This window comes from Micromonospora sp. NBC_01740 (assembly GCF_035920365.1).
In the GTDB taxonomy this organism is placed as follows: Bacteria; Actinomycetota; Actinomycetes; order Mycobacteriales; family Micromonosporaceae; genus Micromonospora; species Micromonospora reichwaldensis.
Map to the genome: position 1 here is coordinate 1,984,295 of NZ_CP109150.1, position 18,222 is coordinate 2,002,516.

Below are 18,222 nucleotides of genomic sequence, written 5' to 3' on the forward strand. Positions count from 1 at the left end.
AGCCGCGTGGGCACCCCGAACCTGCTCGGCCCGGCCAGCGGCCGCGTGCCCGACGTCGAGCGGATCGCCGTGCTGCGCGCCAACGCGCTCGGGGACTTCATCTTCGTCCTGCCGGCGCTGGAGGCGCTGCGGGCCGCGTACCCGGAAGCGGAGATCGTGCTGCTCGGCGCGCCGTGGCACGCGAAGTTCTGGCGCGACCGGCCCGGGCCGGTGGACCGCGTGCTGGTGGTGCCGCCCGCGCCGGGGATCCGGGGTCCCGATCCGGGCGAGCCGGAGTCGACGCTTGACGACTTCCTGGCCGCGGCCCGTGGGGAACGCTTCGACCTGGCGTTGCAGCTGCACGGCGGCGGGGCCAACTCCAACCCGTTCGTCGCCGCCCTCGGGGCGCGGGTCACCGCCGGGCTGCGCGCCGAGGACGCGCCGCCGCTGGACCGCTGGATCCGGTACGTCTACTACCAGCAGGAGGTGATCCGCTACCTGGAGGTGGCCGGCCTGGTCGGCGCGGGCGCCACCACGATCGTCCCGGCGCTGGCCGTGACCGACGCCGACCGGGCCGAGGCGGCCGAGGTGCTCGGCCCGGCGGAGCGGCCGAGAGTGGCGCTGCACCCCGGCGCCACCGACACCCGCCGCCGGTGGCCCGCCGAACGCTTCGCCGAGGTGGCCCGCGAACTGGTCGGCGACGGGTACGAGGTGCTGATCACGGGCACGCCCGCCGAGCAGGACGTGGTGGACCGGGTGGTCGCGGCGGCCGGGGTGCCGGTCCGGCCGCAGGTGGGCACACTCAGCCTCGGCGGCCTGGCCGGCTGCTACGCCGGCTGCGAGCTGGTGGTCTCCAACGACACCGGGCCACTGCACCTGGCCGCCGCCGTGGGCACCGCGACCGTCGGCATCTACTGGGTCGGCAACCTGATCACGGTGGCGAACCTGCTGCGCGGCCGGCACCGGCCGATCAGCTCGTGGACGGTGCTCTGCCCGGTCTGCGGCGTGGACTGCACCCCGGGCATCTACCCGCACCGCCCCGGCGACGGCGAGTGCCCGCACCGGGACTCCTTCGTCACCGACGTGCCGGTGGTCGAGGTCCTGGAGGCGGCCCGCGAGCTGCTCCGCCCGGAGCCCGGCGCCTCCTGAACGGCCCCGGGGCGGGCGCGCGTCGGCTCAGGCCGGCTGCGCCGTCTCCTCCTCGGCGAGCACGACCTCCCACGCCTCCACCTCCCGGTCGGTGACCGTGGTGGGCGACTCCAGGTGGTAGGCGCCGCTGGGCAGGACGCCGGCGCCGCCGAAGCGCGCCAGCACGGCGAGCTGGGCGGCGACGTCCTCGCCCTGGTGCTTCTCGTCCACCCGCCGCCAGAAGTCGAACCCGCCGGAGTCGACCAGCTTCGCCCGGTCGAAGAGCACGCAGCCGCCGATCCAGGACACCCTGTACGCCCGCCAGCCACCCGACGGCAGGTCCAGTTGCCGCGTGACGTGCAGCAGGTTCGCCGCCGAATGGATCGACGCCCGCTCCCACTCCGGCGTGCCGGGGCGGATCCGTTCCGGCGTGGGCGGGCCGGTCCACTCCTCGTAGTGCCGGTGCGTCTCCGGCCGGACGTCGTCGGCGTACGACAGCCCGTGCACCGCGTTGCCGACGAAGCCGCAGCCCAGCTCCTCGATGGCGGTGACCAGCCGGCGCAACGTGCCCGGCTCCAGCCAGACGTCGTCGTCGAGGCAGAGCACGTACCGGGCGGCGGAGGCGGCCAGCAGGTACGCCCGGTGCTCGGCCAGCCCGCGCCGGGGGAGCCGGCGGGTCAGCAGCACGGGGTGCCCCCGGTGGCGCAGCGCCCGGACCATGGTGGCCGCCGCCGGGTGCCGGTACGCGGCGTCGCCGTCGGACTGGTCGCTGACCACCACGCCGAAGCCGGGTACGCCCTCCTGGGCGGCCAGCCCGGAGAGGGTGACCGCCAGTTCGGCGGGGCGGTTGCGGGTCGGGATCAGCACGTCGAGCAGCCGATCCGCGCGGAACCCGCCGGCCGTGCCGAGGTCTAGCGGGCGGTTCACGACGGCTCGGGCGTCAGGGAGGTGTCCTCCTGCGGCTCCTGGCCGTGCGCCCGGATCCGGTCGATGATCGCCGAGGTGGACCGGTCGGGGACGTACCCGAGGGTGCGGACCTGCCCGCCGAGGCTGCGTACCAGCGGCGCCTCGGGCACCATCTCCGGCGGGTAGTCGCCGCCCTTGACGTACACGTCGGGGCGGACCGCCTCGATCAGCTCCGCCGGGGAGTCCTCCTCGAAGACCACCACGTGGTCGACGCAGGCCAGCGCGGCGAGCAGGGCGATGCGGTCCTCCACCGGGTTGACCGGCCGGTCCGGGCCCTTCAGCCGGCGTACGCTGCCGTCGGAGTTGACCGCCACCACCAGCAGGTCGCCGAGCGCGCGGGCCTGCTCCAGGTAGCGCACGTGGCCCCGGTGCAGCACGTCGAAGCAGCCGTTGGTGAAGACGATCGCGCGGCCCGCCCGGCGGTGTTCCTCGACGAGCGCGGCCAGCTCGTCGATGCCGACCAGCGCCCGGTGGCCGGCCCCGTCGACCGGTGCGTCCAGCGCGACGAGCAGGTCCTCCCGGCGGCACACGCAGGTGCCGGTGTCCGAGACGGTGATGGTCGCGGCCAGCTGGGCCAGCTGCGCGGCGGTGGGCAGCGGCGCGTCGGCGGCCAACGCCAGCGTCATCGCCGCCAGGTACGCGTCGCCCGCCCCGACCGCGTGGCTGGCCGGCACGGGGGTGCTGTGGCTGCGTCGGGGCTCGCCGTCCGCCCCGCCGACCACCGCGCCGTCGGTGTCCAGGGTCACCGCCACCACGTCGGCGCCGGTGTGCGCGCGCAGCTCGGCGAGGCGGGACTCGGCCAGCACGGCCCGGTCGACGCCCTCGCCGGCCGTGGCGTTGACGGTGACGCCGGTGCCGGTCACGGTGAGCCCGTTCCCGGTCATCGCCACCCGGCCCTCGCCGGCCGTCGGCTCGCCGGTCGGGTTCGTCGGGCCGGGGCGGTGGACGGCGTGGTGCGGCGCGACACCGCCGGGGGAGACGCCCACCGTCAGTTCGGAGGGGCCGTCGGCCGGGTCGCCGTCCGGGTGGTCCAGGTGCAGCCCGGCACCGGGTGCCGGACGGGCGCCGGCGGCCCGGGCGAGCAGCCGGGTCGCCTCGGCGAAGCTGGGGGTCACCACCGTCGGGGCCAGGCCGCGCCAGTCGGCAAGGTCGTGGGCGTCCAGCGCGACCGTCGCGTACCGCTCCCGGTGGGTCACCAGCCAGGCGCGCACGGGCGCGGGCAGCGCGCCCAGGCCGTAGTCGCAGACCACCAGGGTGGGCGCCTCGCCGCCAGCGGCGCGCAGCTCCTCGGTGGCGCAGTCCAGCGCGGTGAGCAGCCGGGCCACCCCGTCGGCGTCGAGCACGTCGTCGGGGTCGCCGGAGTCCTCCCGGAGCAGGATCTGGTTGCCCGCCAGCATCCGCCGCTTCACCGGCGTCGGGCGTGCGGGCTGGTTGACCGTACGGTCCCAGACGCCGGCCCGGTCCAGACAGTCGTGCAGTTCGTCGCCGGCGACGTCCGCGCCGACCGGCGCCACCAGCACCGCCCGACCCCCGAGCGCGGCGACGTTCACGGCGGTGTTCGCCGCCCCGCCGGCCGCGGAGATCCGCCGGCGCAGGGTGAGGACCGGGGCTGGCGCCTCCCGGCAGAGCCGGTCGGACTCGGCGAAGCGCCACTCGTCGAGCATGGCGTCTCCGACAACCAGGACGGGACGACCCAGCCAGCCCTCCACCACCGCGGCGAGCCGGCGCTGTTCCGCTGCTCCTCCTGCCATGCCGTCCCGGGTCCCCCGGGGCATCCGGGCCAAACCTGCCGCCGCCGGTAGGGGTTTCGGGCACCGGGCCCCGGGAAGGGACGGACGGTACCCCCGGAGAGGAGAGAGACCGAGATGGCAGCGACGACACTTCAGGGCAAGCGGATCGCGTTCCTGGCCGCCGACGGCGTCGAGGAGGTCGAGTACGTCCAGCCCCGCGAGGCGGTGGAGCAGGCCGGCGCCACGGTGGAGCTGGTCTCGCTCAAGCCCGGCACCATCCAGTCCTTCAACCACCTGGACCAGTCGAAGACGTACGACGTGGACGTGACCGCGGCCGACGCGGACGCCGGCGGCTACGACGCGCTGGTGCTGCCCGGCGGGGTGGCGAACCCGGACTTCCTGCGGGCCGACGCGGACGCGGTGCGCTTCGTCAGGGCGTTCTTCGACGCCGGCAAGCCGGTCGGGGTGATCTGCCACGGGCCGTGGACACTCATCGAGGCGGACGTGGTGCGGGGCCGCCGGCTCACCTCCTGGCCCAGCCTGCGCACCGACCTGGCCAACGCCGGCGCGGACTGGGTCGACGAGCAGGTCGTCACGGACGGCGGCCTGGTCAGCAGCCGCAAGCCGGACGATCTGCCGGCCTTCTGCGCCAAGATCGTCGAAGAGTTCGCCGAGGGCCCGCACTCGTCCCGCTGACCGATCGTTGGTCGTGAGGTCGGTGGCCGGAGCGCCACCGGCCCCACGATCGACAAGGTGCCCTACGCTCCGCACGCATGTTTCGGGTGAGCGGGGAAAGGAGGCGGGATGACCACGGAAGCCCCGGCGCTCGGCGGGCGACAGATCCGGCTGCTGATGTTCGGCCTGATGACCGGCATGTTGTTGGCCGCCCTCGACCAGACCATCGTCGGCACCGCGCTGCCGACCATCGTCGGCGAGTTGGGCGGGATCAACCACTACTCGTGGGTGGTGACCGCGTACCTGCTGGCCTCCACGGCCTCGACGCCGCTCTACGGCAAGATGGCCGACCTGTACGGGCGACGCCCCGTCTTCCTCTTCTCCATCGGCACGTTCCTGCTCGGCTCGCTGCTGGCCGGCCTGTCGCAGGACATGACCCAGCTCATCGTCACCCGGGGGGTCCAGGGCCTCGGCGCCGGCGGCCTGATGACGCTGGCGTTCACCATCATCTCGGACGTGGTGTCGCCCCGGGAGCGCGGTCGCTACCAGGGCCTGTTCGGGGCGGTCTTCGGCCTCTCGTCGGTCGCCGGACCGCTGGTCGGCGGCTACTTCGCCGAGACCGACTGGCGGTGGATCTTCTACATCAACGTGCCGCTGGGGATCCTGGCGATCATCGTGTGCTCCCGGGTGCTGCGGCTGATCCCGTTCACCAGGCGCGACCACTCGATCGACTGGCTCGGCGCGGCGCTGCTGGTCGCCGGGGTGAGCAGCCTGCTGCTCGCGCTGAGCTGGGGCGGCAACGAGTACGCCTGGGGCTCCGGGGTGATCATCGGCCTCTTCGTCGCGGGCGCGGTGCTCGGCGTGCTCTTCGTGCTCCAGGAGGCCCGGGTGGCCGAGCCGATCCTGCCGCTGCGGCTGTTCCGCAGCGCCACGTTCGCGCTGGCCAACTCGGCCGGCTTCGTGCTCGGCCTGGTGATGTTCGGCTCGATCATCTTCATCCCGCTCTACCTCCAGATCGTCCGGGGCGCCTCGCCCACCCGCAGCGGACTGCTGATGCTGCCGATGATGGCCGGCATCATCGTCACCTCGGTGCTGACGGGCCGGGCGATGAGCCGGATCGGGCGGTACAAGTGGTTCCCGGTATCCGGCGCGGCGGTGCTGCTGGTCGGCATGCTGCTGTTCACCCGGCTGGAGGTGGACACCTCGCTCTGGGTGGCCTTCGGCTACATGGTCGTGATCGGGGTCGGGCTGGGGCTCTGCATGCAGTCGCTGATCCTGGCCGTGCAGAACTCCGTGTCGATGCGCGACCTGGGCGCCGGCACCTCGTCGGCGACGTTCTTCCGGTCGCTGGGCGGCTCGTTCGGCGTCGCCATCCTCGGCGCGGTGCTGTCGTCGCGGCTCACCTCGGAACTCGCGGACCGGCTGCCGGGCGCGATCGCCGTACTGCCGCCGGAGCAGCAGGCCGCCGTCGCGGCGAGCGGCGGGGCGGACGTCTCGGTCAACGATCCGGCGACCATCCTGGCGCTCCCCGCCCCGGTGCGCGCGGCCGTCCAGGCGGCGTTCGTCGAGTCGCTGCACCTGGTCTTCCTGACCACCGGCCTGATCGCGATCGTGGCGGTGCTGGTCACGCTGGCGCTGCCCAACGAGAAGCTGCGCGGTGCGGGCCCGGGCGGCGCCACGGGCGGCACGGACGGCCTCGGCGGCGAGGGCCCGGCGCCCGGCGGCAAGCCGCTGGACAGGGAGTCGAAGCAGGAGGCCGCCGCCGAGATGGAGGCGAAGAGCCAGACGATGCTCTGACCGGCCCGACCGCGGCTCCGGCTCCCGACCTCGGCCTCGGCTCCGGTCCCGACCTAGGGTCCGAGTCGGGACCGGTCGGGGCCGGGTCGGGCGGCCTACTTGAGGATCAGCCGGTTGGTCTGCTCGAAGACGTCCAGGTCGGCGACGGTCTCGGCGACGCTCGCGGAGAGCGGGGCCGGCAGTTGCGCCCGGTGGAAGAAGCCCGCGTCGGTCGTCTCGTCGGTGATCCGGGTCAGCGCGCCGTCCCACTCGTCGACGCGGAACGCGGTCGTGAAGATCTGGTACGTGTGGCCGTACATGTTGGTGTGGGTGCGGTCCGGGCCCGTGTAGAGGGCGAAGGCGCTGACCCGCAGCGCGCGCAGCCCGGTCTCCTCGCGTACCTCCCGGACGGCGCAGTCGGCGATGGACTCGCCCAGCTCCATCGCCCCGGCGGGCAGGGCCCACTGCCCGTTGTCTGAGCGCTGGATCAGCAGGAGGCGCCCCGCCTTGTCGCGGACCACGGCGCGGGCGCCGACGAACATCAGCGTCCGGTCACCGGCGAGCGCGCGTAGCTGTCCCACGTACGAATCGGCCCAGGAGATGCTCACCCGGACAATTTACGGTGCCGTTACGGTCTCGACCGGCATTCCAGGGTTCCCAACCTGTGACCGCCGACACTACTTTGTTACCCATGCGTAGCACGATGATGGACGCTCCCCTCCAGGTCTCCCGGATCCTCGGTCACGGCGCCACCGTGCACGGCACGGCGGAGGTCGTCACCTGGACGGGCGGCGAGCCGCGCCGGATGACGTACGCCGAGGTCGGGCGCACGGCGGCCCGGCTGGCCCACGCGCTGCGCGACGAGTGCGGTGTCACCGGCGACGAGCGGGTCGCCACCTTCATGTGGAACAACGCCGAGCACCTGGTGGCGTACTTCGCGGTGCCCAGCATGGGCGCGGTGCTGCACACCCTCAACCTCCGGCTCTTCCCCGACCAGGTCGCCTACATCGCCAACCACGCCGAGGACCGGGTGGTGCTGGTCGACTCGACGCTCATCCCGCTGCTGGCCCGGGTGATCGGCGAGATGGGCACCGTGCGGCACGTGGTGGTCGTCGGCGGCGGCGACCCGGCCCCGCTCGCGGCGGCGGCCGGCGACCGGATCGCCGTGCACCACTGGGACGCGCTGCTGGCCGACCGCCCGGACGTCTTCGACTGGCCCGAGGTGGACGAGCGCGACGCCGCCGCCCTCTGCTACACCTCGGGGACCACCGGCAACCCGAAGGGCGTGGCCTACTCGCACCGCTCGATCTACCTGCACTCCCTCCAGGTCTGCATGCCGGAGGGCTTCGGCCTTGGCCCGACCGACCGCGAGCTGGCCATCGTGCCGATGTTCCACGCGATGTCCTGGGGCCTGCCGTACGCGGCCTTCCTCTCGGGGGCGTCGCTGATCATGCCGGACAGGTTCCTCCAGGCCGGGCCGATCGCCGACATGATCGCCGCCGAGCGGCCCACCCTGGCCGGCGCGGTGCCGACCATCTGGACCGACCTGCTTGCCCACCTGGACGCCCACGACGTGGACAGTTCCTCGCTGCGGGAGGTGATCGTCGGCGGCTCGGCCTGCCCGCCGGCGCTGATGCACGCGTTCGCCGAGCGGCACGGCATCGACGTCATCCACGCCTGGGGGATGACGGAGATGTCCCCGTTGGGCTCGGTCTCCCGGCCGCCGGCCGGCGCGACCGGCGAGGAGGCCTGGCGCTACCGCTACACGCAGGGCCGGGTGCCGGCCGGGGTCGAGGCCCGCATCGTCGGCCCGCTGGGCGAGCCGCTGCCCGCCGACGGGGCGTCGGTCGGCGAGCTGGAGGTCCGCGGGCCGTGGGTGACCGCGCGGTACGTCGGCGACGACGTGCCGGACGAGGAGAAGTTCCGCGACGGCTGGCTGCGTACCGGCGACGTCGGCACCCTCTCGCCGGACGGCTACATCACGCTCACGGACCGGGCCAAGGACGTCATCAAGTCCGGCGGCGAGTGGATCTCCTCGGTCGAGCTGGAGAACGCCCTGATGGCCCACCCGGCGGTGCTGGAGGCCTGCGTGGTGGGGGTGCCCGACGAGCGCTGGGGTGAGCGGCCGCTGGCCACCGTCGTGCTCCGCGAGGGCGCGTCGGCGACGGTCGAGGAGCTGCGGGAGTTCCTGGCCGGGTCGGTGGCCCGCTGGCAGCTGCCGGAACGCTGGGCCGTCATCGACGCGGTGCCGAAGACCAGCGTCGGCAAGTTCGACAAGAAGGTCGTCCGTTCCCGGTACGCCGGGGGCGAACTGAGTGTCCGGGAGCTGACCGCCCCGTAACGTTCTCAGGCGCACCGTCGCCTGTTGGGGTAGGGAACACTCCTGAATTCCCTCCCCAGGGGCGGCCCCGGCGTTCGCACCGCGCCGGGGCCGCCCGCTCCATGCGGGGTACCCGCACCGTCATTGTTGCGAAACTTGTTCGCCTCTGTGCCCACTACGGGGAAATCCGCCCAGCTCAGAGGGCTTTCGGCCTCCGGCCGTCACTCGTCCCCGCTCGTGGTGATCAGCACCTTCCCGACCACCGAGTTCTCCACCGCCTCGTGGGCCGCGACGGCCGCCGAGAGCGGGTGACGGTGCAGCGGCAGGCCCGCGTCCTCGCCCACCCGGATCCCGCCCTGCGCCGCCGCGGCGGCCACGTCCACCACCGCCTGGGCCTTGGCCGCCTTCGGCTCGGTGTAGACGAGGACGAACTGGAACCGCGCGTTCGGCGCCATCAACGGCCGGATCGGCAGGGTCACCTCGTCCCCGCCGTCGTCGGCGTAGACGCAGACCGCCCCGCCACGCCGGAGCAGTTGGACGTCGGCGGCGGCGTTGCGCGCCGCGGAGACCTCGATGATCGTGTGCACCCCGTCGGGCGCGATCTTGCGGACCTCCTCGACCACGTCCTGCTCTCGGTAGTCGACCACGAAAGACGCGCCGGCCGCCGCCGCCAACTGCGCCTTCTCCGGGCTGCTGACGGTGGCGACCACGCAGGCGTCCGCCCAGCGGGCGAGCTGGATGGCCGCGTTGCCCACCGCGCCCGCCCCGCCCTGCACGAGCACCGTGTGGTCGCTGAGCGCGCCCGCGCGCAGCCGGTCCGGCGTGTACTCGCCGGCGGTAAGGCAGCGGTGCGCGGTGAGGAAGGGGATGCCCAGACTGGCCCCCAGTTCGAAGGAGGCGTCGCCGAGGGGCACCGCCTGCCGTACCGGCACCACCGTGTACTCGGCGGCGGTGCCCCAGGGCCGCTGCCACGCGGCCTCCCACAGCCAGACCCGCTCGCCGATCAGGTCCCGGTCGACGCCCTCGCCCACCGCCTCGATCACCCCCGCGCCGTCCTGCCCGGGCGTCTGCCAGTCGCCCGGCATCGGCCCCTGCGAGCGGGCCTTCCAGTCCGTCGGGTTCACCCCGGAGAATGCCACCCGCACCAGGACCTCGCCGGGGCCGGGCTCCGGCACCGGCCGGTCGACCAGTTGCAGCACCGAGGCGTCGCCGGTGCGCTCGTACACGATCGCCTTCATCCCCGTCTCCTCACCCGGCGGCCCCGGCCGGGGCGCCGTGGCTGCGGTACCCGGCGGATCCGCGCTCATGCCCGCGCCGGGCACGGTGCCTACCCGAGGCGGTCCACGGCCTGCGGGGTCAGCTCCCCGACCGTGCCCAGGACCAGCGTCGCGAGGCGCTCGGCGTCCGGGTCCAGCGGGTACGCCCCGTGCGGCACCGCCACCACAGTCATCCGGGCGGCGGCGGCCGAGCGGACGCCGTTGGACGAGTCCTCCACGGCCACGCAGCGGGCCGGGTCGACCCCCAGCCGCTCGGCGACCGCCAGGTAGACGTCGGGCGCCGGCTTGCCCCGCTCGGTCTCCTCGGTCGACAGCGTGGCGCCGAACGCCCCGGTCAGGTCCGTCGCGGCCAGCGCCGCCGCGATCAGCCGGGTAGGCGACGAGCTGGCCAGCCCCAGCGGCCACCGTTCGGCCAGCCGGCGCACGACCTGGTCGGCCCCGTCGATCAGCGGTACGCGCTCCGCGTACCGCCGGGTCATCTCCTCGATCACCTCGGCGGCGACCTGCTCGGGGCTGCGGTCGACGCCCAGCTCACCGCTCAGGTAGCGGGCCCACTCGCCGGTGCTCATGCCCATCAGCCGGCGCTGCGTGTCGGGCTGCCAGGTGCCGCCGTGCGCCGCGACGTACGCCCGCCGGACCTCCTCCCACACCGGCTCGGAGTCCACGATCACGCCGTCCAGGTCGAAGACCACCGCATCCGCCACGAACCCATCCTGCCCCATCGGCGGCGTCCGGGCCGGCGGGCGGGGGTCAGCTCCGCAGCGCGGGCAGGCCGATCGGGTTGCCCTCCGGGATGACGGTGTGGGCGGCGCGGGCGATCGGCTCGAGCAGCTCCCGCAGCCGCTCGGCGCGCTCCGGGCCCAGGGTCCGCCACGGGCGGGCGGCGGCGGCGTCGGTGGCGTCCTCGATCGCCTGGAACCGGGCGAGACCCTGCTCGGTCGGCTTCCCGTCCGGGGTGAGCCAGCCCCGCTCGGCCAGCCGGGCGCGGGCGGCGGCCCACTGCTCCTCGGACCAGCCGCGCCCGAGCAGGTTCAGCGGCGAGATGTCGACCGCGACCCGCCAGGCCAGCGTCTCCACCGGGTCGAGGTCGGCCGCGACCAGGGCGGCGATGTGCCCGTCGCCGCGCTGCTCGCGCAGGGTGGTGGCGGCCTGCCAGAGCCGGGCCAGCGGGTACTCGCCGCGCGGCAGGGCGGCGTTGGCGGCGCCCAGCACCCGGCCGGCGGGCTCCGCCTCGGCGGCGGCGGCCTCCAGCAGCTCGGCCGCCTCGACGAGGTGCGACTCCGGCAGCTCGTAGGTCAGCTCGGCCAGCGCCTGCACCGCGCCCGTGAGCCGCGCCCGCAGCGCCTCCTCCGGGGTGGCCAGCCGCCAGACGGCCGGCAGCGCCCGCGCCACCGTGTGCGGGGCGAAGTTGAAGAACGCCGCCGTCACCGGGGCGGGCTCGGCGGCCCCCAGCGGCGCGGCCCGGCCGGCGAAGTAGCCGCGCCAGAAGCCCCGCAGCCCGACCGCCTCGAAGGCGGCCCGGGCGCGGGGGTGGAAGTAGGTGATCGCGTGGACCGGCTCGTAGTGGGTCCACAACACCCGGGCGGTCCGCCCCGCGTCGTCCAGCGCCGTCACGTGCACCTCCGCGTCCGGTCCGGTCATCACCCCGGACGGTCGGACCGCCCGGGGTGACGCTGAACCTACTGCCGGTGGCTGAGGGGCCGGAAGCCCTCTGTGGGCTACTGCATCAACGACGGGCGACATCCCGGGCGAACCGGGCCGCTATCGCGGGGCAACGGCCCGGTCACGGGCCGCCCGGCGGGTCACTGGGCCGCGAGCACGTCTACCACGAAGCGCAGCGGGCCGGCGGGACGGCCGCCGGGCGGGTTCGTGCCGTACGCCAGCTCGGCCGGGAGGTCGAGCTGCACGCGGCTGCCCACGGTCACCCCGACCAGGCCCTGGTCCCAGCCCGGGATGACCTGGCCGACGCCGATGGCGAAGGAGGCCGGCTGCCCGGCGTTCCACGAGGAGTCGAACTCCTTGCCGTCCTTGTAGAAGACGCCGACGTAGTTCGTGGTGATCATCTGACCCTTCTTCACCGCCGGGCCGGTGCCCTTGATCATCGGGGTCACGACGAGCTTCTTCAGCTCGCCCTCGCCGGCGGTGACCTTCGGCTTGGTGCCCAGGGCCGGGTCGGCCCCCTCCGGCAGCTGCGGGGCGGGGGGCGCGTCGGCGGCGGGGGCGCTGGCGGACGGGCCGGCCGAGGGGGCGCTGGCCGTCTGGTCCTTGTCACCGTCGCTGTTGCGCCCGATCGTCACGAAGACGGTGATCAGCACCGCGACGACCGCGACCCCGGCGAGCCCGCCGGCCCAGGCCTGCCGGCGGCGCTTCGCCTCGGCCGCCTTCTGGGCGGCCAACTGGGCGGCCAGCCGCCGCTCCGACTTCTGGGACCGGTTCTGCGTACGCTCGCTCACGGCGTCGACTCCCTGCTGCGAAGGTGGTGGCCGGCATCGGAGTGCCGGGGGGAAAGCCGACGCACACGGTACCCGCCCGGCCGCCCACCGCGCCGCCTCGACCGTGGCCGCTCCCGTCGCACGGGTCACGCCGGCCCCGGCACCACCATGAAGTCGGTCACGAACGAGGTGACCCGGCCGTCGGCGGTCCGCCCGATCCAGGTGCCGTAGCAGCCGTCGCCCCAGCCGGACCAGACCGTCACCACGTTGGCCCCGGTCGCCTCGTCGAGCACCGCGGCGACGTGCCCCGGCACCGGCCCGCCCGCGGGCTCGTCCGCGACGAAGACGTCCGTCACCGCGCCCTCGTCCCACGTTTCCAGGGCGGCCAGCGCGGTGGGATCGGCCAGGGTGCCGATGCCGGTGTCCACCCCGTAGCCGAACCAACCGTCGGGCTTGAGGGCCGAGACGTCCTGGTCGCCGACCAGCGCCATCTCCCAGCGCGCCGTCGGCTCGTCGTGGACCACCAGTTCGAGGGCGGCCACCCGCCGGTCCGCCTCGGTGTCCTCGCCCCGCACCACCGCGACCCAGGCCCGCGCCGGGTAGCGGCCGGGGGCCACCCCGACCGTGAACGGTTCGTCCTCGGGGCAGGCCACCGGGTCGCAGCCGACCACCCGCCCCGTCGGCAGCACGACGTCGCCCAGCGGGTGCACCTCCACGACGTATGTGGCGTGCTCGTCGGCGAAGCGGGCGCCGGGTGTCAGCAGCCGGTCCAGGTCGGGGGTGTACGGCATGGGGTTCCTCTCGCGGCGGGGGCCGGCGGAGCGTACCCGCGGCGATCCGCACCCGCGAGACCGCACCGCGCCGGCCGGCGGTTCAGCCCTCGAGATGCCGTGCCAACCCCTGGCGCAGGTGGTGCTTCGGGCGGGAGCCGACGATCGAGCCGACCACCTGCCCGTGGCGGAAGACCAGGAGGGTGGGCAGGGACATCACGCCGTAGGTGCGGGTGGCCGTCGGGTTGGCGTCGGTGTCGATCGTGGCCACGACCAGCCGCCCGGCGAACTCCTCGGCGAGCTCGGCGAGGCTGCGGGAGATGGCCCGGCACGGCGGGCACCAGTCCGCCCAGAAGTCGACCACCACCGGCCGGTCGGCGGCGAGCACCACGGTGGCGAAGGTGTCGTCGGTGACAGCGGTCAGCGAGCCGTCCGGCGCAGTCTCGAGCATGTTTCCTCCCGGTGGGTGATGGCGTGGGCGAGTTGGTCGCGCAGCTCCTGGCGGACCGCGTGCAGCCGGTCGATGCCGGCGTCGAGCTCGGCCAGCTTGCGCCGCAGCACGGCCACCGAGTCGGGGCAGACGTGACCGGAGGCGTTTCCGGCCCGCAGGCAGGCGACGAACGGGCGGATGTCGTCCAGGCCGAAGCCCACCGCCAGCAGCGCCCGGATCTCGCGTACGACGTGCAGCTCCGCCTCGTCGTAGACCCGGTAGCCGTTGGCCGAGCGGGCCGCCCGGACCAGGCCGTGCGTCTCGTAGTAACGCAGGGCCCGGGTGCTCGTGCCGGCGCGCTCCGCCAGCTCACCGATCAGCATCCGACCTCCCTCGTCCGACCCGACCGACGCTAGACCTTGTCACCGGCGTCAAGGCAACCTCGGCCGGGCGGGCGGCGGTACGCGTACGACCAGGGGTCAGGCCGTCTTGCGGGCCGTCTTCTTCGCGGCGGCCTTCTTGGCGGCGGGCTTCTTCTCGCCCTCGGCGGCCTTCTTCGGGGCGGCCTTCTTGGCGGCGGCCTTCTTCGGCGCGGCCTTCTTCTCGGCGGTCTTCCTGGCCGGCGCCTTCGCCGCCTTCTTCTCGGCGGCCTTCTTCTGCGCGGAGCGGGCGGCCGAGATCGGGGTCGGCTCCCCGCCGCCGCCGGCCGGCGCCTCGCCCCGGGCGGACCGGGCGCGCTCGACGGACGCCTTCAGCGCCGCCATCAGGTCCACCGCCGCGGCCGGGGCCTCCTCGACCTCCTCCGGCTGGACCACCTCGCGACCCTCCACCTTGGCGTCGATGACCTCCTGCAGGGCCGCCCGGTAGTCGTCGGTGAAGGCGTCCGGCTCGAACTCGCCGGCCATCGAGTCGATCAGCGAGCTGGCCATCGCCAGCTCCGGCGGGCGGACCTTCAGGTCCTCGTCGAGGAAGCCGAAGTCGGGCTTCCGGATCTCGTCCGGCCAGAGCATCGTGTTGAGCAGCAGCACGCCCTCGCGGACCCGCAGCGTGGCGAGCTGCTCCCGCTGGCGCAACGCCACCTTGACGATCGCCACCCGCTCCGAGTCGGCGAGCGCGTCGCGCAGCAGCACGTACGGCTTGGTGGCGGTGCCCTCCGGCTCCAGGAAGTACGCCTTGTTGTAGAGGATCGGGTCGACCTGCTCGGCGGGGACGAACTCCAGCACGTCGATCGCGCGCGAGCTGGACAGTGGCAGCTCGGCGAAGTCCTCGTCGGTGAGGATCACCATCTCGCCGCCGCCGATGTCGTAGCCCTTGGCGATGTCGTCGTAGGTGACCTCCTCGCCGCAGATCTGGCAGGTGCGCTTGTAGCGGATGCGCCCTCCGTCCTCCCGGTGCACCTGGTGGAAGCGGATGTCCTTCTCCTCGGTGGCCGAGTAGAGCTTGACCCCGATGGAGACGAGCCCGAACGAGACGGCTCCCTTCCAGATGGCCCGCATCCCCGTGCTCCTCTCGCCGGTACAGCCCAGGATCGCAAATGATCGAAGGCCACGCGAGCGCTTCGGTGCGCAAGTACAGTCGGGACGTGCCCGGCGCGCCGCTCAAGCCGATGCTCGCGATGACCGGGCAGCTCCCGGCGGGTGCCGGCTGGGCGTACGAGTTCAAGTGGGACGGCGTCCGCGCGCTCGCCGACATCTCCGGCGGCCGGCAGCACCTGTACGCCCGCAGCGGCGTGGAGATCACCGCCGCGTACCCCGAGCTGGCCACCCTGCACGAGCAGGCGGGCGACGCGCTGCTCGACGGCGAGGTGGTGCTGCTCGGCGAGACCGGCCAGCCCTCGTTCACGGCCCTGGCGGAGCGGATGCACGTGCGCGACCGGAACAAGGCCGCTCGGCTGGCGGCGGTCGCCCCGGTGACGTACATGATCTTCGACCTGCTCCGGCTCGACGGCGAGGACCTGACCGGCCGGTCGTACGCCCGCCGGCGGGAGGCCCTGGACGGCCTGGCGCTCGGCGGTGCCCGGTGGGCGGTGTCTCCCCTCTTCGGCGACGGCCCGGCCACCTACGAGGCGGCCGGCGAGCACGGCCTGGAGGGGGTGATGGCCAAGCGGGTCGACTCGGTCTACCGGCCGGGCGTGCGCTCGCCGGACTGGGTCAAGGTCAAGCTGGAGGTCACCGGCGACTTCGTGGTCGGCGGCTGGCGGCCCGGGGCGCGCCGGATCGGCGGCCTGCTGGTCGGGGTGCCGCGCCCGGACGGGCGGCTCACCTACCGGGGGCGCGTCGGTGGCGGCATCGGCGCGGCCATCGAGCGGGAACTGCTCCGCGAGCTGGAGCCGCTGCGCGCCGGCGCGTCGCCGTTCGCCGGGGACGTGCCGCGCGAGGATGCCCGGGGCGCGATCTGGGTAACACCCCTGGTCGTGGTGGAGGTCAAGTACGGCCAGCGCACCCCGGACGGGCGACTGCGGTTCCCCCGGGTGCTCCGGCTGCGGCCGGACAAACCCGCCGAGGAGGTCGACGATGCCGGCTGAGCGGTTCAAGGTGGACGTCGAGGGACGCGCGCTGGAGCTGTCCAACCTGGACAAGGTGCTCTATCCCGAGGCCGGGTTCACCAAGGGCGAGGTGATCGACTACTACACCCGGATCGCCCCGGTGCTCCTGCCGCACCTGGCCGACCGGGCGCTCACCCGGATCCGCTTCCCCAACGGGGTCACCGGCGGCTCCTTCTTCGAGAAGAACGCCCCCGCCGCCACCCCCGGCTGGGTACGCACCGAGACGCTGCCCGCGCCCGGGTCCAGCAAGGGCCGGGACACCATCGACTACGTGGTCGCCGACGACCTGCCCACCCTCGTCTGGCTGGCCAACCTCGCCGCGCTGGAGCTGCACACGCCGCAGTGGAAGGTCGGCGAGCACCCCGACATGATGGTCGTCGACCTCGATCCCGGGCCGCCGGCGGCGCTGCGCCAGTGCTGCCAGGTGGCGCTGCTGATGCGCGACCGGCTCGCCGACGACGGCATCTCCTCGTATCCCAAGACGTCGGGGAAGAAGGGCATGCAGCTCTGCTGCCCGATCGCCGGCAGCCAGTCCTCCGACCACGTGTCCGACTACGCCAAGCGGATCGCGCAGGAGCTGGAGCGGGCGCACCCGAAGCTGGTCGTGTCGAAAATGGCCAAGAACCTGCGGCCGGGCAAGGTCTTCATCGACTGGAGCCAGAACAACGCCGCCAAGACGACCGTGTCGCCGTACTCGCTGCGGGCGCAGTCCGTGCCGTCCGTCTCCACCCCGCTGACCTGGGACGAGGTCGAGGCGGGCGCGGCGGGGAAGCGGCCGGCGACGAAGCCGTACACGGCGGGGGAGGTGTTGAAGCGGGTGGAGAAGCAGGGCGACCTGCTGGCCCCGCTACTCGACGGCGGCCCCGAACTGCCCGCCCCCTGACAGAACCCGGCCGGCGGGAGCGGGCCGGCCGGGCAGCGGCGTCAGGCGGCCGGCCAGGTGGTGTACGAGATCCGCGCGTTCAGGTTGGCCGGCACGCCCAGCCAGGTGTAGCAGTTGACCGAGACGACGGTGTCGGCCCCGGACGGGGACCACCCGGCCAGTACGCAGTAGCCGCGCGGCGGACGTTGGAGACTGGTCACGAACGAGTTCACGAAGGCGGTGCCGTAACCGGTGGCCGTGCCGGCGAAGCGCGCCTGGTAGCGGCCGGTGCCGAGCACTGTGCCCGTCGCGCCGCCGAAGCCCGGGATCGTCGAGTTGTAGCTCTCGCCGCCGATCCAGGTGCCGCTGACGTTCTCGCCGTGGAACACGCCGCTGGCGAAGCGCGGCCCGAACGCCCGGCCCAACAGGTCCACCCGGGAGCCGTACGTGACCACGAAGCGGGCGTCCACCGGGTTTCCGGCGGCGTTCGCACAGTGGACCACCCACCCGTCCGGCGGATCGAGCTGGCAGTGCACGGCGGTGCCGCCCAGCGCGGTCACGTGCGCCACCGGGAAGATCGCCCCGCCCTCGCTGGGCGGGTTCGGGTTCATCAGGAAGCGGTACCGGCCCTTGTCGAGGCGCTCGTAGGAGACCGTCCCGCCGGTCGAGTCGTAGCGGTAGGCGGCGGGCAGCGTGCGTACGCCGGTCGGCTGCGCCTGGTCGGTGACGAACCACGCCAGCCGGCCCTGACCGACCTGCCGGACGTTGGTGAAGGTGGCCACGAAGCGGCTGTCCGCCGGGCTGCCGGTCGCGGCGAAGCAGCGCACCTGGATCAGCAGGTCGGGAGCGCCGATCGGGCTGCGGTACCAGCTCGCCACCGTGCAGAGGACCGGCCCGCCCCCGTACGCCACCGCGTGCGCCACCCCGCCGCTGGTCGCCGCCCCCTCCAGCATCACCGTGTACGCCCCGGTGCCGGTCCGCCGCACCACGACGTCTCCGTCGCCGGAGTGGGCGCTGTAGCCGCCGGTGATGCGGTACTCAGTCGTGGTCGGGGCGTGCGCCCAGACCGTGGCGGTCACCGTGGGGTTGGGGTCCGGCAGCGGGTCCGCCACGGCGGGCACCGGCCGGGCCAGCGCCGCCCCGGCGAGCAGTACCGCCAGCGCCACGGCGCCCCGTAGCGTCCCGCCCCGCCGGGTCCGGGGCACACGTTCGTCTGTCTGCATGACGCAGCCTCCCTGGGCCTCGGCGGAGGTGTCCGCGTCACGAGTGTGGCAACGCCGGTCAATGCCCGTGCCGGTGCGGCGGCGCTGCCTGCCCGACCCACCGCACCCG

The 18,222-nt window shown here is 74.1% G+C and carries 17 protein-coding genes and 1 pseudogene; 6 read left to right on the forward strand and 12 right to left on the reverse strand.

Annotation, left to right across the window (positions count from 1 at the left end; translation table 11 throughout):
• The first annotated feature begins 6 nt into the window (after positions 1 to 6).
• Entirely contained in the window at positions 7 to 1,128 is a 1,122-nt protein-coding gene (locus tag OG989_RS09545) for a glycosyltransferase family 9 protein (RefSeq protein WP_327030303.1), read from the forward strand.
• Between the two features lie 27 nt (positions 1,129 to 1,155).
• On the opposite strand, the gene OG989_RS09550 is transcribed toward OG989_RS09545, so the two are convergent.
• Entirely contained in the window at positions 1,156 to 2,034 is an 879-nt protein-coding gene (locus tag OG989_RS09550) for a glycosyltransferase family 2 protein (RefSeq protein WP_151456575.1), read from the reverse strand.
• Positions 2,031 to 3,824, reverse strand: coding sequence for a D-glycero-beta-D-manno-heptose 1-phosphate adenylyltransferase (gene rfaE2, locus OG989_RS09555; protein WP_327030304.1), 1,794 nt, complete (start codon positions 3,822 to 3,824; stop codon positions 2,031 to 2,033). The genes OG989_RS09550 and rfaE2 overlap by 4 nt, the downstream gene beginning before the upstream one ends.
• Before the next feature lie 114 nt (positions 3,825 to 3,938).
• On the opposite strand from rfaE2, the gene OG989_RS09560 reads away from it, so the two are divergent.
• Positions 3,939 to 4,499 (forward strand): type 1 glutamine amidotransferase domain-containing protein, encoded by a 561-nt coding sequence (locus OG989_RS09560; RefSeq protein WP_327030305.1) that lies wholly within the window; start codon positions 3,939 to 3,941, stop codon positions 4,497 to 4,499.
• Positions 4,500 to 4,607: 108 nt separating this feature from the next.
• Positions 4,608 to 6,275 carry an MDR family MFS transporter gene (locus tag OG989_RS09565; RefSeq protein WP_151456578.1) on the forward strand — a complete coding sequence of 556 codons (1,668 nt, stop codon included), beginning with the start codon at positions 4,608 to 4,610 and terminating at the stop codon, positions 6,273 to 6,275.
• 95 nt (positions 6,276 to 6,370) lie between these two features.
• On the opposite strand, the gene OG989_RS09570 is transcribed toward OG989_RS09565, so the two are convergent.
• Positions 6,371 to 6,862: an NUDIX domain-containing protein gene (locus OG989_RS09570; protein ID WP_151456579.1), complete on the reverse strand. Its 492-nt coding sequence runs from the start codon at positions 6,860 to 6,862 to the stop codon at positions 6,371 to 6,373.
• A gap of 83 nt (positions 6,863 to 6,945) precedes the next feature.
• On the opposite strand from OG989_RS09570, the gene OG989_RS09575 reads away from it, so the two are divergent.
• Positions 6,946 to 8,595: a fatty acid--CoA ligase gene (locus OG989_RS09575; protein ID WP_327030306.1), complete on the forward strand. Its 1,650-nt coding sequence runs from the start codon at positions 6,946 to 6,948 to the stop codon at positions 8,593 to 8,595.
• Positions 8,596 to 8,795: 200 nt separating this feature from the next.
• Here the strand turns inward: OG989_RS09575 and OG989_RS09580 are convergent, their stop codons facing one another.
• From OG989_RS09580 to ku, 8 genes and pseudogenes are all read right to left on the reverse strand, one after another.
• A complete protein-coding gene (locus tag OG989_RS09580) occupies positions 8,796 to 9,812 on the reverse strand; it encodes an NADPH:quinone reductase (RefSeq protein ID WP_327030307.1) in 1,017 nt (338 codons plus the stop codon).
• An 89-nt stretch (positions 9,813 to 9,901) separates the two neighbouring features.
• Positions 9,902 to 10,555, reverse strand: a complete 654-nt coding sequence (locus OG989_RS09585) for an HAD family hydrolase (protein ID WP_151457718.1) — start codon at positions 10,553 to 10,555, stop codon at positions 9,902 to 9,904.
• A gap of 46 nt (positions 10,556 to 10,601) precedes the next feature.
• Positions 10,602 to 11,492, reverse strand: coding sequence for an SCO6745 family protein (locus OG989_RS09590; RefSeq protein WP_151457717.1), 891 nt, complete (start codon positions 11,490 to 11,492; stop codon positions 10,602 to 10,604).
• A 161-nt stretch (positions 11,493 to 11,653) separates the two neighbouring features.
• A pseudogene (locus OG989_RS09595) lies at positions 11,654 to 12,341 on the reverse strand (FKBP-type peptidyl-prolyl cis-trans isomerase).
• A gap of 88 nt (positions 12,342 to 12,429) precedes the next feature.
• A complete protein-coding gene (locus tag OG989_RS09600; RefSeq protein ID WP_327030309.1) occupies positions 12,430 to 13,074 on the reverse strand; it encodes a DUF4241 domain-containing protein in 645 nt (214 codons plus the stop codon).
• A gap of 82 nt (positions 13,075 to 13,156) precedes the next feature.
• Positions 13,157 to 13,504: a thioredoxin gene (trxA, locus tag OG989_RS09605; protein ID WP_151457488.1), complete on the reverse strand. Its 348-nt coding sequence runs from the start codon at positions 13,502 to 13,504 to the stop codon at positions 13,157 to 13,159.
• A complete protein-coding gene (locus tag OG989_RS09610) occupies positions 13,474 to 13,866 on the reverse strand; it encodes a MerR family transcriptional regulator (protein WP_151457489.1) in 393 nt (130 codons plus the stop codon). Before OG989_RS09610 ends, trxA begins: the two co-directional genes overlap by 31 nt.
• 96 nt (positions 13,867 to 13,962) lie before the next feature.
• The gene (gene ku, locus OG989_RS09615; RefSeq protein WP_327030310.1) at positions 13,963 to 14,979 is read right to left on the reverse strand and encodes a non-homologous end joining protein Ku; all 1,017 of its coding nucleotides are present in this window, start codon (positions 14,977 to 14,979) and stop codon (positions 13,963 to 13,965) included.
• Between the two features lie 86 nt (positions 14,980 to 15,065).
• Between ku and ligD (OG989_RS09620) the strand changes: the two genes are divergently transcribed.
• Complete coding sequence (gene ligD / locus OG989_RS09620; RefSeq protein ID WP_311410693.1) at positions 15,066 to 16,007, forward strand: non-homologous end-joining DNA ligase; 942 nt, start codon at positions 15,066 to 15,068, stop codon at positions 16,005 to 16,007.
• On the forward strand, positions 15,997 to 16,911 hold the full coding sequence (gene ligD, locus OG989_RS09625; RefSeq protein ID WP_327030311.1) for a non-homologous end-joining DNA ligase: 915 nt from the start codon (positions 15,997 to 15,999) through the stop codon (positions 16,909 to 16,911). The genes ligD (OG989_RS09620) and ligD (OG989_RS09625) overlap by 11 nt, the downstream gene beginning before the upstream one ends.
• Positions 16,912 to 16,952: 41 nt before the next feature.
• Here ligD (OG989_RS09625) and OG989_RS09630 read toward each other — a convergent pair whose 3' ends face one another.
• The gene (locus OG989_RS09630) at positions 16,953 to 18,113 is read right to left on the reverse strand and encodes a hypothetical protein (RefSeq protein ID WP_327030312.1); all 1,161 of its coding nucleotides are present in this window, start codon (positions 18,111 to 18,113) and stop codon (positions 16,953 to 16,955) included.
• Positions 18,114 to 18,222: the final 109 nt, after the last annotated feature.